A 16340-nucleotide genomic window follows, 5' to 3' on the forward strand; every position below is an offset into this window, starting at 1 on the left:
AGACCCCTGAAAGACGATCAGGTTGATAGGTTCGAGGTGGAAGCGCGGCAACGTGTGCAGCTGACGAATACTAATCGGTCGAGGGCTTATCCTAAATAAGTGAAAATCAGCTAAAGCAAGAAACCTTCGCAAAGGTTCGTATCCAGTTTTCAAGGCGTAAGCTTTGTATATAGAGTCTCGCTAACGCGGACCACGTTTGGTGGCGATGGCGGAGGGGAACCACGCGTTCCCATCCCGAACACGACCGTTAAGCCCTCCAGCGCCGATGGTACTTGGACCGCAGGGTCCTGGAAGAGTAGGACGTCGCCAAGCACAGATAACCGACCATATTCGATATGGTCGGTTTTTTTGTTATTAGAGGATTTTGTGATAGCGCTTTCGAATATATACTATTATGGATTTTACTTACTCTCGGAGGACTGACAAAGAAATGACGAACCAAGCATCGAAGCTTTCTTTTTCAGACTATGAGGAATTTTGGCCATTCTATCTATCCCAGCACAGCAAAGCAACGACGCGGGGATGGCATTTTGTCGGGACAACCTCTGTGCTGCTCTGCATTGCTGCAAGCTTTCTGATCGAATAGTGGACGTTCCTGCTTGCGCCGGTCATTGCATACGGACTTGCATGGATCAGCCATTTCTTCATTGAAGGAAACAAACCGGCAACATTCGGTCACCCGGTCTGGTCATTGCGGGCTGATTTTCGCATGTATGGCTATATGCTGACAGGCAAACTCGGCCGTGAGCTGCGTAAATATGATTTGAAATAATAACAACACGTATACCAAGGAGATGCAGCTTGTGTGGAATAGGATTCAAGGTAATGCAAGAAACTGTTTGTTGTATGAACCACTTTTTTTATTACCGTTCAATATGTACATGACGTACGCCTCAATCTATATGCTTGAGCTTGGCGTTAATGAAACGCAGATCGGACTTATCACTTCCATCGGTATGGCGATTCAGATCTTCACTGCGCTTATTAGTGGCCATTTAACGGACAAGATGGGTCGAAGAAAAGCGCTGATCGTATACGACGTTCTCAGCTGGAGCGTCGCAACATTAATATGGGCAGTATCGCAGAACTTCTGGTTCTTCCTGGCCGCAGCGATCGTGAACAGCTTTCAGCGTGTACCGACGACAGCATGGTACTGTCTTCTTGTAGAGGATACGAAGCCTGAGAACCGTTCCATCATCTTTACGATTTTGATGTTTATTAACGTCGTGGGCGGACTGTTTGCACCGCTTGGCGGTTTGCTTGTGCGCCATTATTCACTTGTTCCTGGAATGCGAATCATGTATTTCATCGCTTTCATTGGGATGACGCTTATGATGATTTTGCGGCATTTCAACACACATGAGACGGAAATTGGGATCAAAAAAATGCAGGAGAGCTCGAAGATCAGCTTTTCGGATACGCTGGTTGAGTACAAGGCCGTGTTAAAGCTCATTGTAACGAATAGGCCATTAATGATTATTTTTGGCGTCTACATTCTGTTCAACTTCCAGATGACACTTCGTAATACGTACTTGTCGGTCTATTGGGTGGATGCGCTGCATATTAATGATGCGCTTATATCGATATTCCCGGCAATTTCATCTGCAGCAATGATTATATTCTTGCTCACAGCAACACCGCGGCTCAAAGAAAAGCTAGCCAATCGTTATATGATCTGGGGCTTCCTGATTTCGGCAGCTTCGTTCATCATTCTACTTGGTGCAGGTCCAGGCAACATTACGGCTACAATCGTCAGTACGGTCGTAATGTCAATTGGAGGACTTCTCGCGAGCCCATACTTGGAATCATCCATTCAAAATGCGATTGACGATGACAATCGAGCGAAGATTTTCTCAATACTCGGTGTGTTGATTCTGATCTTCACTTTCCCTGCTGGGTTGATCGGCGGCTGGGCATATACGATTAATGCGAAGTTTCCGCTGATCTTTATTGTTATTTCGTTTCTTATGAGCGTGCCAATGATGGTGATGTATGCCAAAGGCAGTAGAAAAGCGATTCAACCGTCAGTTGAAATGACATGTTCAACTGATGCTTGATAGGCCGAGGCTTGTCGCTGTGCTATTCTACATCCAGACAGTGCGCGCTGTACAAATTGCGGAAGCGGAGGCGTTAGATACAATGGATATGTACAAGATCGGGGCTTTCATTGCTAAGCTTAGAAAAGAACATGGGATGACGCAGGCTGAGTTTGCTGAACAGTTAAGTCTTACCCATCAGGCAGTATCCAAATGGGAGCGCGGCGAGTCAATGCCGGATATTAGTCTGCTGTCGCCAATCAGTAAGCTCTTCGGCCTAACGATTGAAGAATTGCTGTCCGGAGAGAAGAAGAAGGTTGTTCCTCCTGTAACTGTCGTAGTCCAGCCTCAGCAAGAAGAGCTTCAAAAAGAAGAAGTGCCTGTTGCTGCGGCAGAGGAAGAGCAAGTAGTTGAGCATGAAGATGAACATGAACATGAAGAAGAAGATGAGCATGAATACGAAGATGAGCATGAAGATGAAGATGAAGATGAAGATGAACATGAAGAAGAAGATGAGCATGAATACGAAGATGAGCATGAAGATGAAGATGAAGATGAGCATGAAGACGAAGATGAGCATGAAGATGAAGATGAGGATGACCATCATCATGAGCATCACGACCATCATCATGACCACCATCACGGCCATCATGATCATCATCATGATCACGAATCCCATGAACATAATGAGGACGAGAATACGAACCGTGAACTGAAATTGATTCTAAAGCTGGCTCCATTCCTAAGCACGGAGCTCGTCGATGAAATGCTTGATCGTCGCTTGGGAAGTGACGAGGTCAGCTTAGAGTACGTTCAGAGACTCGCACCGTTCGCAAGCTCAGAGATGATCGGCAAATTAGTCGATAAAGCATCGAACGATGTCGTGGATCTGAATCAGATCACGAAATTGGCGCCTTTTCTTGAGCAAAGTCAACTCGACCGCCTTATGCAGAAAGTAGACAACGGCATTGTGGGCTGGTCCGTCGTGAAAGCGCTCGCTCCCTTCTTGGGCGAGAAGGGTTTAAACCGGCTTATCGAGAGAGTGGCAGAAGGATCCATCGATACGCATACGCTTGTTTCAATAGCTCCTTTTCTACAGAGGGAGAATGTCGAGAAGTTGGTCAACCTTGCAGAGTCGGTTACTTTCGATACTGAGCTTGTAACGAAGCTCGCCCCTTTTCTCCCGAAAGATATGCTCGACCGCATGGTTCGAAATATGTTGAGCAATACACGCTAAAAGCGAAGAAAACCATACTGCATCCGATGCTTATCGGGCGGTATGGTTTTTTTGCGTCATATTTTAGAGGGAAAAGTGACCTTCATCTCGAATGGTTAGGAGATATGCAGCATGGGTTGGAGGTTAAAGGATGAAAGAGTTACTTATGACAAATGTGCGCGATATGCGCGATGGCGAGGAGTTCGTTGGCTTCTATCTCATTAAGGAGAGCGAAGTGAAGCAGACGAATACGACGCCGCCGAAGGATTTTATGAATCTGGTGCTGTCCGATTCAACCGGGCAGATTTCGGCGAAAATTTGGGATGCCGCACAGACGGATAAAGAGAGCTTCACAGCGATGTCGCTTGTTAAAGTACAAGGCACAGCGCAGCTGTACCGGGACAAGCTGCAGGTGAAGATTGTTCGTATTCGCAGGACGACGGAAGCGGATGGCGTCAGCTTAATAGATTTTATACGTTCAGCTCCGGTAGAGCCGGATGTGCTGCTTGCAACCGTCTACGCCGCCAAGGATAGTATTGTGGATCAGGATATACGTGAAGTCGTTCAATATTGTTTGGACAAAATCGGTGATCGGCTGCTACATGCTCCGGCAGCGAAGACGCATCATCATGCATATTATGCCGGATTGGTGTATCATATTGTAAGAATGCTGGAGATCGGCGCGTTTCTGTGCAAGCAGCGGCCATTTCTCAATGCGGATTTGATTAAAGCGGGCATCATTCTTCATGATATCGCGAAGCCCGTCGAGATGGTGTCCGAGCTTGGTATTGTTTCGGATTATAGTACGCCTGGTAAGCTAATTGGGCATATTTCGCAGGCATCGCTGTGGATCACGGAAGCGGCGATTCATCTTGGCATTGATCCGGATGCTGAGCGCATTATGGCGCTGCAGCATCTTGTCCTCTCCCATCATAATTTGGGCGAATGGGGCAGTCCGGTGCAGCCGCAGCTGGCAGAGGCAGTTGCCTTGCATCATATCGACTCGATGGATGCGAAGCTCCAAATGATAGAGGATGCTTTTGCTACAATTCCCGATGATGTGTCATGGACGGCACCGATCCGGGGGCTGGAGAACAAGGCGATTTATCGGTTAAATTTTTAAATGGAGGATACGACAACATGATTAGATTTGGCATTATCGGTACGAATTGGATTACAGAACAATTTATTGAGGCAGCTAAAACGGTGGAGGGTTTCACACTTACTGCTGTATATTCCAGAACGCAGGAGCAAGCTGATACGTTTGCTGCCAAGCATAGCATTCCATTCACATTTACGAATTTGACTGACATGGCTGCAAGCGATGAGCTTGATGCGGTATATATCGCGTCGCCAACATCCTTCCATGCTGAGCAGGCGATGATCTGTATGCGCGGCGGCAAGCATGTACTATGTGAGAAGCCTGCTGCATCGAATGCGCGAGAGCTGGCGCAGATGATTGAAACGGCGAAGGAGCACGATGTCGTGTTCATGGAAGCGTTGAAAAGCACGCTGCTGCCTGGCTTCCAAGCGGTTGTGGATAATCTGCCGAAGCTTGGGACGGTTCGGAGATATTTTGCAAGCTATTGCCAATACTCTTCGCGTTACGATGCTTATAAGAACGGACAAGTATTGAATGCATTCAAGCCAGAATTCTCGAATGGTGCACTGATGGATCTCGGCGTGTATTGTATCTTTCCTATGGTCGTGCTGTTCGGTGCGCCGGATGAGATCCGCGCGAGCGGCATTATGCTAGAGTCAGGTGTCGATGGGCAGGGTGGATTGCTTGCAAAATATGCTGGCATGGATGCAACGATTATGTACTCGAAAATCTCGAATTCCTCGCTGCTTGCCGAAATTCAAGGCGAAGAGGGTACGATGACGATTGATAGCATCAACATTCCAAAGCATATCCAAATCCGTTACCGCGATGGTCGGGTCGAGGATATTTCGAGACCGGATGATCGTCCGACGATGAGCTATGAAGCGGAGCAGTTTATGCAGCTGATCCGTACGGGCGAGCGGCAATCTCCTGTGAATACGCATGCAAATTCACTCGCTGTGATGAACGTGCTGGATGAAGCGAGACGTCAGCAAGGGCTTGTGTTCCCTGCAGACCTTAAATAGGAAGTAAAAACGCTGCGCTGCTGAAGGTGTAAACCTTGAGCGGACGCAGCTTTTTTTTGTGTGATGAGTGCCTAGATGGAGCGCTTATAGTGGTTCGGCGTACTGCCAGCGAATTTCTTGAACATGCGGTAGAAGTGAGGAAGGCTCTCAAAGCCGCACTGAACCGCAATCTCAGCAATGGTGTGATCGGTTGTCAGCAGTAACTCCTTGGCCATCGTAATCCGCTTGGCGATAATAAATTCGATAACACTGAGGCCTGTCATCTGTTTGAACGTCCTGGAGAAGTAAGACGGACTTACAGCTGCGTGGCGGGCAAGAGCCGTGAGCTGCAGGTTGTCGGTCAAGTGCTCGTCGATATGGTTAAGCGCTGCCTGCAACCAGGTTGGACTGTTATGTCCGCTGTGGGGCTGCGAAATATCGCCGGGATTGGCTTTACGGTTCAAATGAAGAAGGATAGTTTGCAACAGCAGCAGAACGGCTTGCCGATAGCCAGACTGACGAAGCCGGAGCTCTTCCTGAAGCTCATCAATCGTTGCTTCGAGTCGCTGCTGCTCATCGTGAAGCAGTTCGAGCTTATAATGCCGATTCGACTTAGCTGTCTCGAAGCACCGAAGATACGAGAAGGCGTCCTTGCTAATGACGGTGGCTTGAACATATTGGCTGCTGAAGAATATCGCTGATGACGTAATCGGCTGTTCGGGATTCGGAAGCGTCCGGTGTATCGTATTGCCGGGGATTAGAAAGAGATCACCAGCTTGCAGCTCATAGAATGTATGGTTAATGAAGATCGAACCAGAACCGCTATGGATGTATATAATCTCGAACCAGTCATGCAGATGGTCCGGCAGCTCGGACTGTGTACTCTTCGTGCTGCGCAGGACGAGCTCGACCGGAAGCGAGGTATCGACGTCAAAATGTTTGCGAAGCGGATTCATGGCAGCTTCAGCTCCTTGTGAAGATTTGCAGGTAGGACAAAAAAAGGTATATTTTCAGCGGAAATGATTATTTCTATTCTGTATCTTCGTTTCTATAATAAAATATATCGGACTTACAGCATGTTTGTCTATCTTATTTCAATATGGAAGGTGACTTTACGATGGAGCATCGCATTGAATCTGGCGCTGATGCGCTTTATATGGATGAACGCGATCATGTAGCGACTGCGCTTCGCGATATGGTGGCAGGAGATACGGTTCAGTACCGGAACTCAGAAGGTTTACGAGGAGTAACACTAGTTGATCCTATTCCTTTCGGCCATAAGGTGGCCATTGTCGCTGTGGAAGAAGGCGCGGATGTCCGCAAATATGGAGAAATTATTGGACGAGCAGTGAAATCAATCGTTGTCGGTGAGCATGTACATGTGCACAATATTGAAGGGATTCGCGGTCGTGGAGACCTTGGAACGAAGGAGACAGCAGCACAATGATGAATGGAACATTCATGGGCTATGAACGGGCAAATGGGGACATCGGTATTCGCAACCATCTGCTCATTATTCCTACTGTTATTTGCTCCAACCAAGTATGCAACCGAATTATGCAAATGGTGCCTGGCACGGTGGCGATTCCGCATCAGCATGGCTGCAGTCAAATCGGCGCTGACAAGGATCGTACGTTCGACGTACTCGCTGGGACAGGCAAAAATCCTAACGTAGGTGCTGTCCTCATTATTAGTCTCGGCTGTGAGGTTGTTGATCCTGCTGCGTTAGCTGAAGAGATTCGTAAGACCGGCAAACCGGTTGAATTCTTCGATATTCAATCTGTAGGCGGTTCGGTGAAGGCGATATCGCATGGGGCAGAGCTTGCGAAACGGTTGATGGCTGACCTCGAGAAGCAGGAGAAAGTACCTGTGCCATGGAATAAATTAAAGGTTGGGGTTAAATGCGGCGGTTCTGATGCGACATCAGGCTTATCCTCGAACCCAGCTCTTGGCGCAGCAGCGGATTCGCTTATTGCTGAGGGTGGATCTATCGTTATCGGTGAGACGACGGAAATTATCGGTGCAGAGCATTTGCTTGCAGAGCGCTGCGAGACAGAGGAGATTTCCGATCAGCTCTATCATATCGTGAACCGCTTCGAAGACGAAGTGCAGCGGATGGGCGCCGATATGCGCGGTGGCAATCCAAGCCCAGGCAATATTGCAGGGGGCTTGTCCACGATTGAAGAGAAATCGCTTGGCTGCATTAGCAAGTGCGGTAAGGCACCAATTAAAGGCGTTATTGAGTATGCGGAAAACATTCCGGATCATGGTCTCTACTTCATGGATTCCCCGGGAAATGATATTGAGTGCGTATCGGGTATGGCAGCGGGCGGTGCACATATCGTCTGCTTCACAACAGGTCGTGGAACGCCAACTGGCGCTGCGGTTATTCCTGTTATTAAGATTACAGGCAACAAGATGACGTTCGAGAAGATGGAAGATAATATGGATGTCGACGTAAGCGATATGCTAGACGGCACTGGCAGCCTTAAACAGGCTGGCGATCGAATTTGGCAAGAGATTACTGATGTCGCAGAAGGCAAATGGACGAAAGCGGAAGTGCTGGGCCATCAAGAGTTCAGTATTAATCGGATCGGTCCGAGCTTGTAAACTTTTTAGGGCGGAGGTATGCAAGGGATGAATTCGATAACAAAGGATTGGCTCGATCTGGAATATAAGCCGCAGCTCCCTGCCAATAAAGAGATGGGCATTGGCATCATCGGAGCGGGCGAGATTATCGAGGCTTGTCACCTGCCGGCGTATGAGATGGCGGGGCTGCGCGTAGTGGGCATCTTCGATCTGAACAAGGAGCGCGCAGAGCAGCTCGCCGCGAAGTTTGGTATTCCGAAGGTGTACCGGGATCTGGATGAGCTGCTTGCCGATCCTGAAGTTCAGTTCGCAGATCTGGCAGTTCCAGCGAAGGTCCAGCCAGCGATTGCTGAGCGTGCCGCTGCTGCAGGCAAGCATATTCTATGCCAGAAGCCCCTCGCGGAATCGTATCCGGAGGCGGTGCGCATTCGTGATGCTTGCGCCAAGTATGGCGTGAAAGGTGCGGTCAACCAACAGATGCGCTGGTCGCCAAGCATACGCGCAAGCCATACAATTATTAAGCGCGGCTGGCTTGGAGAGCTGCTGCAGGCTTCGATTCAAGTGAATGTGAAGCAGGACTTTGCTAACTGGGGCTGGCTGCGTGAGATGCCGACGCTGGAGTTCATGTACCATAGCATTCATTACATGGATGCGATCCGCTTCTTGTTCGGTACGCCTGAGTATGTATATGCGGATGGGGCGCGTTTCCCTGGTCAGCAGACAATTGGCGAGACAAGGACGATGCTTCATATGAAATTCGCGGGCGAAGCACGCGGCATTATTCATGACAATCATAATCATATCGGGTCTGAGGATGATTGGTACGCCACGTACCGATTCGAAGGAACTGAAGGTATTATTAAAGGGACGAATGGATCGTTGTACAACTATCCAGTCGGACGTGAAGATACGATCAGCTTCCATACGAAAGCGATTCACGAGGATTACTGGTTCTCGCCAAGGCTACATGGCAAATGGTTCCCGCATGCGTTCATGGGAACGATGGGCGAGCTGATGCGTGCGGTTGAAGAGAATCGCGAGCCGGAGAACAGCGTTGAGGATAACTTGAAGACGATGCAAATGGTGTTCGGAGCCTACCTCTCGATGGAGGAGAATCGTCCGGTCACGCTTGCGGAAATTGCGGGTAAAGTACCGTCATCGCTGTAAAAGGGAAGGGAGAGCGTTAAGCTCTCCCTTTTTATTTTGAAAAATATGGCATTATGGCTGTAACATTGAGCTTCATCATATCGTCAGTAGTAGCAGCGAGAATGGGGAGGGACATGGAGTGAAGTCGAGGATGAGGTTTCGTGGGCATCTGTTGTTGGCTGGCATTCTGATCGTCTTGTTATGCTGCGGCTGCGTGGGCAATAACACCGAGAACACGAATACAACAGCGACAGATAAAGTAAAAGCGACAGAGAATGTACAAGCGGTGTCGGATGAGCGGGTACAACAAAGTGATCAAGCTGAACAGGCAGAGGAAAGTGAGCAAGATGAGCAGCCTGTTCAGCAAATCGAAAAAGATGATAATTCCGTGCGGGCGATTGGTGAGGCTGCTGGGGGACAGTTGATTGTGAAACCGGCATCCCATGCAACTGCTGTGCCGCTAGGGGCGCCTAGCTGCTATGGACTGGAATCGGATATAAAGTGGCAGGGGGATTACGAAGCATACTGGGCGACGAAGGGGAAAGGCAGTGCAGAGGAATCGGCTGCAGTGTTCACATTCCCAAGTGATTTTGAAATCATTCAGCGAACCGAAGCTCCAATAATGATGCAGTCATTCAAGCTCGGATATACGGAGCTTATCACGTTCGTTCCAAGGTATACAGACTGCCACGCTCAGGAGACATACTTCTTCGGAGTGGAGGATGGTGAAGCGTTCCCGGTGCCATTGCATGTGCAGGATGATCTGACTTGGCCAAACATCGGCCAGCTGCCATATCACAATTTCAAAGTGGACGATGAGCGAGATGAGCTGATCCTTACAGGAGGATACGGTGCCGGTCAGGAATATATCAATGTCTATCATTTCGTCTATGATGCGAAGAGTCGCGTCCTTGAACTGAAGCAGACCGAACAAATAAAGCCAGCGGATATTCCCGCTGACTCCACGAATTCATAGCATTATTGAGGCTGCTGGCGAATGCCTGGCGGCCTTTTTATTTTATCCTGTGCGTGTTGGTACCAGAAGGCGCATGCGAAGATAACAATGCAGATCGTCGCAATAACCGAGCTGTAGAAAAATGTCTGACGCATGCCAATGGCTTCGCTCGTAATACCGCCGAAGAAGCTTCCGATAATTCGAGCAACGCCCATGGAGAGCAGGCCGTTCAGCGTTTGACCGCTTGCTTTTAGCTCATTCGGCACTTCCTTGTTGATGACAATCGCCATCGTGACGGAGAGGACGATAAAGATCAGACCGTGCAGCGCCTGAATCGGCAGCAGCAAGTAAGCATGATGCACAACTGAATTCAAGTACCAGCGAAGCGCGGCAGCAGCGCCGGCGCCAAGCAGAATGAACGACACCGGTACGCGCTTGAAGATGCGGCTCGACAGCAGCAGGAACGGAACCTCGCTCAGCGAGGAAATGACCATTGACCAGCCAAGCCAAGCACTGTCGCCGCCAAGCTCTTTGAAGTAGAGCGGGAAGAAGGCGTAATAGTAGCCGAGTGTAATTTGGAACACGAAGTTTGCGCCGATGTAGAGCATTAGCTTCCGGTTGCGGAAGAGAATCCAGACGGATACCTTGTTGCCTCGCTTCTGATGGCCTTCGATCTTAGGAAAACGAAGCGCGAGCAGCAGACAAGCGACAAGTATGAGCGTGTAGACGATGAACAGCAGGTCGATCCTCTTCTGCGCGAGCAGCCCGAACAGAATCGACATAATCGCGAACCCGAATGTCCCGCCCATCCGAATGAGGCTAAAGTTGCCTGATCCACGCTTGTCCAGCACCTCTAGTGTAACGGCATCGCTAATCGTGAAAATGGATGACTGGAAGAAAGTGAAAATACAAATGAAAAGCAGCAGCAGCAGAAACATGTTGGTGAGCGGGAAAAGCAGAACGCTCACGCCGGTACCGGCGATGAGCATCAGTAGAATGCTGTTCTTCGTCCGAGCTCGGTCGCTGAGCAGGCCCCAGACCGGCTGTGCCATGATTGCAACGAGCGGACCTAGGCTAAGAAGCGTCCCAATCTGCGATTGGGTAAATCCGACATGCTGAAAGTAAAGCGGAATGAACGTTCCATAGACGGCATTACCCATGTACAGAAAGAAGTAGAAGAACAGGAAATAAGTTAAATTGACAGGCATCTCTTCGCTTCCTTTTGGCAGTAGTTAGTTGTTATCGTACTATAAGTGTCCACTGCTAGGAAGCGGTTTCCTATAATAAATTTATATTTACCAGTCAGAGATTGTGAGCTAATCCAATCGTACGGAGTTTACACCCCTTATTGACACACTAGAGAACTTTATCTTTAGTGATCTGGTAAGGGGTGTTTTTAGGGTACATGCACTTCTAGGCCGCTGCCTACATACACTGTAGAACAGTCTTCACTAGTCATTACGCGTAAGGAGGAAGCTCCTTGGCAGGTGGCAATATTGCATGGAGGTGGCTTTCCGATGCCTGGATTGTTTGCGGCGATCGCATTGTTTATCAAGCAGCTGTCGCTCCTTGTTTCCTATGTCAAAAATAACGCATTCCCTCAGCCGCTGCATGAAGAAGATGAGCTCAAGCACTTGCAGCTCATGGCAGAGGGCAACCAAGTTTCGCGCAATCTGCTCATCGAGCATAACTTACGTTTGGTCGCACATATTGTCAAGACGTTGTGAACACAACCCGATGTCATCCATGGTCATTGAAGGAGGGAATGGTCCTTATGCCCGGTTTCTTCGCAGCGATTGCCTTATTTATTAAACAGCTGACACTTCTTGTTTCTTACGTCAAAAATAATGCGTTTCCTCAGCCACTGCAGGAGGAGGATGAAGCAAAGCATATACAGTTGCACATGAGTGGTAATCAAAACTCTAGAAATATCCTCATTGAGCACAATCTGCGGTTGGTCGCTCACGTGGTAAAGAAGTTCGATAATACGAAAGAAGATACAGAGGACTTGATTTCGATCGGCACGATCGGATTGATTAAAGCCATTGAATCGTATTCACCTGGAAAAGGGACGAAGCTTGCCACTTTTGCAGCTCGATGTATTGAGAATGAAATTCTGATGCACCTGCGCTCCAAGAAGAAATCGAATAAGGATGTTTCCTTGCACGATCCGATCGGTACCGATAAAGAAGGCAATGAAATATCCTTGATTGATATTCTCGGAACGGATCATGATGATGTGGTTGAGAAAGTGCAGCTGCAAATCGAGAAATCGAAGATTTATAAGAACCTGGATATACTGGACGATCGCGAGAAGGAAGTTATTGTTGCCCGGTTTGGCTTGGAGACTGGCGGGGAGGAAAGGACTCAAAGAGAAATCGCCAAAGACCTTGGAATATCACGGTCGTATGTTTCGCGTATCGAGAAGCGGGCATTGATGAAGTTATATCATGAGTTTTATAAGGTGAAGCGATAATTTATGAAATACAAGAGGCCCATATAATGGGCCCTTTGTATTTAGATAACTTCAATCATTTAGTTTCCGCGCGAACCGTTAGAACTGCGGGAACCGTTGGAGCCACGTGAGCCGTTAGAGCCGCGGGAACCATTGGAGCCACGTGAGCCGTTAGAGCCGCGGGAACCATTGGAGCCACGTGAGCCGTTAGAACCGCGGGAACCATTGGAGCCACGTGAGCCGTTAGAACCGCGCGAACCATTGGAGCCACGTGAGCCGTTAGAACCGCGTGAACCGTTAGAGCCGCGGGAACCATTGGAGCCACGTGAGCCGTTAGAGCCGCGGGAACCATTGCTGCCTCTTGAATCTGCCATATAAAATTAACCCCTTTCTATTAGAATCTATATATTATATGTAGCGAATCTATCAGATGTTAGCGTTTCATACCCATTTACTAGAGAATGGGCTAAGCGCTGATGAATATCCGGTATGAATAAAGCCTCTCCAAAAGATTGGAGAGGCATGGAATCTTACTCCTTTTTGCGAAACAGCAGGTCTATAAGCTCGTCAAAACGATTCCTTTTTTTTGAATTGGTTTTCGAAAATTCCGTGATGCCTAAATACACCTTTTCTTGCCGGTTGTGTTTAGCTTGAATGGAATTGGCATGATACCGATGTTCGTCGGATACATAATCTACGGGATGAAAGTTCCAGTGAGCAGCCAGTTGCTGAAAAAATACGGCATCGGCCCAAGCCCAAATTGAAGGGTCGTCATTCCAACGAGGTACAAGCTCAAAGCATGATGTTCTGTGCATAATTGAATTATGATCTATTTTTTCGGCGGGCTCTCTTGTTATGCCTACCAGAGGTCTAATTCCGCTTTTATGAATCTGACCATCATCTGCCAAGACGGCAAAGCATTGTTTGCCATAGACAATATGAATGTGTTCATTGGATTCAAACACTTCAATCATCTTCTCGAATCGTTCAGGGTAATAAATATCGTCGTCCGTAAGGTACGTAACTAACTCGCCAGTTATGTGTGGGATAGCCATATTTATGCAGGTCGCATAGCGTGTCGTATTTCTCCTGTCTTGACCGCTAACACCCGTTTGGATGATATGAATTCTGGAATCCGCGCTTGCAAAAGCGTGGAGCACTTCTTGCGTTTCTCGGTTAGAATGATCATCCACGATCAGCAGCTCCCAATTCGGATACGACTGATTCAATACGCTAGCAATGGCATCCCTGATCATTACGGGACGGTTATAGCTGGTTAAGATACAGCTGACTTTAAGCATAACGATGTTCCTCCAGACTTCAATTAAAAATCCAGCCGCAAGATAAATCCATGCGTAAATCTTTTGTATTCATCGAGCGTTCGCGGTACATCTCTTCCAACCCGCGTCTGTCTACGTAGTGCTGCCAGCCTAATCCGGTTTCTCTGTATTTCTGTGGAATTCTAGATTGTATGAACAGCTTACGTTTGATCATCTCTTCATTCCAAGGGCTAAATTGAAAGTGTAGCGTATAGGCATCCTTCAAATAGATGTCCTGTCCAAGTAAATGTGCGGAACGATGCCTCCCTATTTCGTAAGCACCATCCGGATGCCTATGGATGAAGCGATCTCTATGGAACGTTTCCAATTGAATGATGCCATGATGTCTTTGTCTAAAAAGAGCTACATTCGCATCCGGTTCCGGATAGCAGTTCCCGAGCGGGTCAAGCATCGTAATCCCGGTCGTTCTATATATGGAAAGGCCCATATGATCCAATTGCTTCACGAATGCAGCTTTATCTTGAACACATAGAAATTCAGTCGTATTCAATACCATTTTCCAGCCGTGAATCTCACGTTCAATTTCCATCACCTCTTGATCGCATCCAACCAGATCGAAATCTTTGTTTCGCGACTTGCGTATTTCCCACATCGGAGCGAGCGTGCGAATGAGGGCATTGGACCGGTCTGTAGATCCATAGTCGATCATGATTCCGTGATCAAACAACGTATAATGGTGCTTGAGCCACCACTGCAGCATGTAACTCTCGTTATAATAATGACATAGAACGGTCAGCCCGGATGACACAAGTGATCCCCCTTCTCTTGCAGCTCTAAAAACAGATGATTTACTTTACTCATTTCACACAGAAATGGATTGGGTAATGGTCGCATTTAGTAGGTTATCTTCACTTCGGATCTGAAAGTTCCGCAAGTGTCCAAGCAGTGATAGAGAGATTGAATACTATGAAAATAAATTCTTGGTAATCATTGCAAATTTATGACTTCCAGGATTTCACTTTTAAAAGAAATGAGTGATGCGATTGCCGATTAATAAACTAGCAACATTGGTGAGCAATTCCGGGACAACCTGGTACTCGACGACTAGCAGATCAGACGCGATTTTAGGAGCGATTACCGGAATTCCAACCACAACAAGAAACACGGTCGAAAGCTTTTCCAGACTATATCCTTTTTGGCCTGAGCTACGTTTCTATCCTGCAGTAGGCGGGTCGAACCCTGAATATGTCTGGAGTGTTGAACAGCCTCCCGATGCGTCGTCAAATGCTCCAGGTACGTTATTTTTTGCTCAAGTACACGAAATAGGAGGATCTTTGTTACCCAACTTGGCCCTTAACCATCTGGCCACAGCCGAAGTTTTTAGCGATAACGCCGCTGCCCTTTACATTGATGAGGTCTTTGCTGTCAGTGTATTAGGTGTTATCAATCTTACTATTGTGAATAGTGTTGTGAGCGGCACCATTAATGGATCGTTAAATGATGCTGGTCAAACGAGCACCGCTCCATTTCCTTGGCAAACGATTTCCAAATTCTCCGAAACTTACACGACTATACTTCCCGTTACTATTCCGCTTCTAACCGAGTACTTCTTCGTCGTGTCCTTCGAAGCCGTAAACTATTCACCGAGCAGCAGTACTATTGACCCTGCAGGTCTTCAATATATCGTTGAGCTGTATGACGATATCGGAATCGGGAACGGAATCTAACTCCCGGCGATGAAACGGCTGCCACACGGCAGCCGTTTTTTCGTGCGTTTTCGATACGGGCAAGAGCCAATTTTGGAAGGTGAAGGTAATCGTCCACTAGTCATCCGATGAGGATGCATATCATAGCAGCATGGCATTATCTGAGATTGAATCTCGTGAGAGTAAGTAGTTAGGTAATGATTAGTTTCCGATTGAAGGAGGAAAGGGACGCATGAACATCTTTATTACGGGTGCCGGTGGGCATCTCGGACGAGATCTGCTCCGTGTGCTGGGGCCCACGTTTACATGTACGGCTTTTAGCTGGCAGGAACTCGACATCTGCGATCTGCGGGCAGTTCAGAAGATGGTTGGTGATGTGAAGCCCGACGTCGTTATCAATGCGATGACTTACTCCAATGTGGATCAGGCTGAGGAAGTTGCTGAGGAGGCTTACCGGATCAATGCGCTCGGAGTCAGCAATTTGGCAATTGCCGCGGAGTCAGCCGGTGCGAAGCTGGTGCATGTCAGTACGGATTATAGATTTGACGGTATTACCAAGGGAGCGCTAAATAACGATATGGAGCGGACCAATCTCAATATCTATGGAAAATCGAACCTGCTAGGGGAACAGTTCGTGAAAGCGGTTTGTCCCCGGCATTTCATTGTACGCTCGCTCGCCGGGAATCTGGAGATGATTAAGGCGGTTGACAATCAAGTAGGCTCCCCTGCGCTTAGGTTTGACTTAGCGGAGTACATCGGACGGTTAATTACGACGGAGCGGTATGGAACCTACCAGGTTTCCAATAGCGGCATTTTCGAACGGACGGGATCTGTGCAAATCTGAGAGGGGG

At 48.0% G+C, this 16340-nt stretch carries 15 protein-coding genes, 2 rRNA genes and 2 pseudogenes; 15 read left to right on the top strand and 4 right to left on the bottom strand.

Translation table 11 applies throughout. The features are described 5' to 3' along the window. The 7 genes and pseudogenes from BMY11_RS05755 to BMY11_RS05785 form a co-directional block, all read left to right on the top strand. Positions 1–94: ribosomal RNA gene (locus BMY11_RS05755) — 23S ribosomal RNA — on the top strand; the annotation flags it as partial. A gap of 101 nt (positions 95–195) precedes the next feature. Continuing rightward, positions 196–312, top strand: a 5S ribosomal RNA gene (gene rrf, locus BMY11_RS05760). 118 nt (positions 313–430) lie between these two features. Then, positions 431–772, top strand: a pseudogene (locus tag BMY11_RS05765) (Mpo1-like protein). A gap of 31 nt (positions 773–803) precedes the next feature. Continuing rightward, positions 804–2057: an MFS transporter gene (locus tag BMY11_RS05770; protein WP_256217328.1), complete on the top strand. Its 1254-nt coding sequence runs from the start codon at positions 804–806 to the stop codon at positions 2055–2057. 19 nt (positions 2058–2076) lie between these two features. Then, positions 2077–3273, top strand: a complete 1197-nt coding sequence (locus BMY11_RS05775; RefSeq protein ID WP_177182523.1) for a helix-turn-helix domain-containing protein — start codon at positions 2077–2079, stop codon at positions 3271–3273. Positions 3274–3418: 145 nt separating this feature from the next. Then, the gene (locus BMY11_RS05780) at positions 3419–4375 is read left to right on the top strand and encodes a 3'-5' exoribonuclease YhaM family protein (RefSeq protein ID WP_090574359.1); all 957 of its coding nucleotides are present in this window, start codon (positions 3419–3421) and stop codon (positions 4373–4375) included. Positions 4376–4392: 17 nt separating this feature from the next. Beyond that, positions 4393–5379, top strand: a complete 987-nt coding sequence (locus tag BMY11_RS05785; RefSeq protein WP_090573559.1) for a Gfo/Idh/MocA family protein — start codon at positions 4393–4395, stop codon at positions 5377–5379. Between the two features lie 71 nt (positions 5380–5450). Here the strand turns inward: BMY11_RS05785 and BMY11_RS05790 are convergent, their stop codons facing one another. After that, the gene (locus tag BMY11_RS05790; protein ID WP_090573560.1) at positions 5451–6314 is read right to left on the bottom strand and encodes an AraC family transcriptional regulator; all 864 of its coding nucleotides are present in this window, start codon (positions 6312–6314) and stop codon (positions 5451–5453) included. 161 nt (positions 6315–6475) lie between these two features. On the opposite strand from BMY11_RS05790, the gene BMY11_RS05795 reads away from it, so the two are divergent. From BMY11_RS05795 to BMY11_RS05810, 4 genes are all read left to right on the top strand, one after another. Continuing rightward, complete coding sequence (locus BMY11_RS05795) at positions 6476–6805, top strand: UxaA family hydrolase (RefSeq protein ID WP_090573561.1); 330 nt, start codon at positions 6476–6478, stop codon at positions 6803–6805. Then, complete coding sequence (locus tag BMY11_RS05800) at positions 6805–7968, top strand: UxaA family hydrolase (protein ID WP_090574361.1); 1164 nt, start codon at positions 6805–6807, stop codon at positions 7966–7968. The genes BMY11_RS05795 and BMY11_RS05800 overlap by 1 nt, the downstream gene beginning before the upstream one ends. A 27-nt stretch (positions 7969–7995) precedes the next feature. Next, a complete protein-coding gene (locus BMY11_RS05805; RefSeq protein ID WP_090573562.1) occupies positions 7996–9114 on the top strand; it encodes a Gfo/Idh/MocA family protein in 1119 nt (372 codons plus the stop codon). Positions 9115–9232: 118 nt separating this feature from the next. Then, on the top strand, positions 9233–10069 hold the full coding sequence (locus BMY11_RS05810) for a hypothetical protein (RefSeq protein WP_143069216.1): 837 nt from the start codon (positions 9233–9235) through the stop codon (positions 10067–10069). 2 nt (positions 10070–10071) lie between these two features. Here the strand turns inward: BMY11_RS05810 and BMY11_RS05815 are convergent, their stop codons facing one another. Further along, positions 10072–11256 (bottom strand): MFS transporter, encoded by a 1185-nt coding sequence (locus BMY11_RS05815; protein ID WP_090573564.1) that lies wholly within the window; start codon positions 11254–11256, stop codon positions 10072–10074. A 309-nt stretch (positions 11257–11565) separates the two neighbouring features. Between BMY11_RS05815 and BMY11_RS05820 the strand changes: the two are divergent. Further along, positions 11566–11760, top strand: a pseudogene (locus tag BMY11_RS05820) (RNA polymerase subunit sigma-70); the annotation flags it as partial. A gap of 62 nt (positions 11761–11822) precedes the next feature. Beyond that, positions 11823–12524, top strand: a complete 702-nt coding sequence (sigK, locus tag BMY11_RS05825; protein ID WP_090573565.1) for an RNA polymerase sporulation sigma factor SigK — start codon at positions 11823–11825, stop codon at positions 12522–12524. A 509-nt stretch (positions 12525–13033) separates the two neighbouring features. Here the strand turns inward: sigK and BMY11_RS05835 are convergent. Continuing rightward, positions 13034–13804 carry a glycosyltransferase family 2 protein gene (locus BMY11_RS05835; RefSeq protein WP_090573567.1) on the bottom strand — a complete coding sequence of 257 codons (771 nt, stop codon included), beginning with the start codon at positions 13802–13804 and terminating at the stop codon, positions 13034–13036. 19 nt (positions 13805–13823) lie between these two features. Beyond that, positions 13824–14591 (bottom strand): glycosyltransferase family protein, encoded by a 768-nt coding sequence (locus BMY11_RS05840; RefSeq protein WP_090573568.1) that lies wholly within the window; start codon positions 14589–14591, stop codon positions 13824–13826. Between the two features lie 235 nt (positions 14592–14826). Here BMY11_RS05840 and BMY11_RS28430 point away from each other — a divergent pair, with 235 nt between their 5' ends. After that, entirely contained in the window at positions 14827–15510 is a 684-nt protein-coding gene (locus BMY11_RS28430; protein ID WP_143069217.1) for a hypothetical protein, read from the top strand. A 211-nt stretch (positions 15511–15721) separates the two neighbouring features. Continuing rightward, on the top strand, positions 15722–16333 hold the full coding sequence (locus tag BMY11_RS05850) for an SDR family oxidoreductase (protein ID WP_090573570.1): 612 nt from the start codon (positions 15722–15724) through the stop codon (positions 16331–16333). Positions 16334–16340: the final 7 nt, after the last annotated feature.

It is taken from the genome of Paenibacillus sp. OV219 (assembly GCF_900110075.1).
GTDB lineage: Bacteria > Bacillota > Bacilli > Paenibacillales > Paenibacillaceae > Paenibacillus_Z.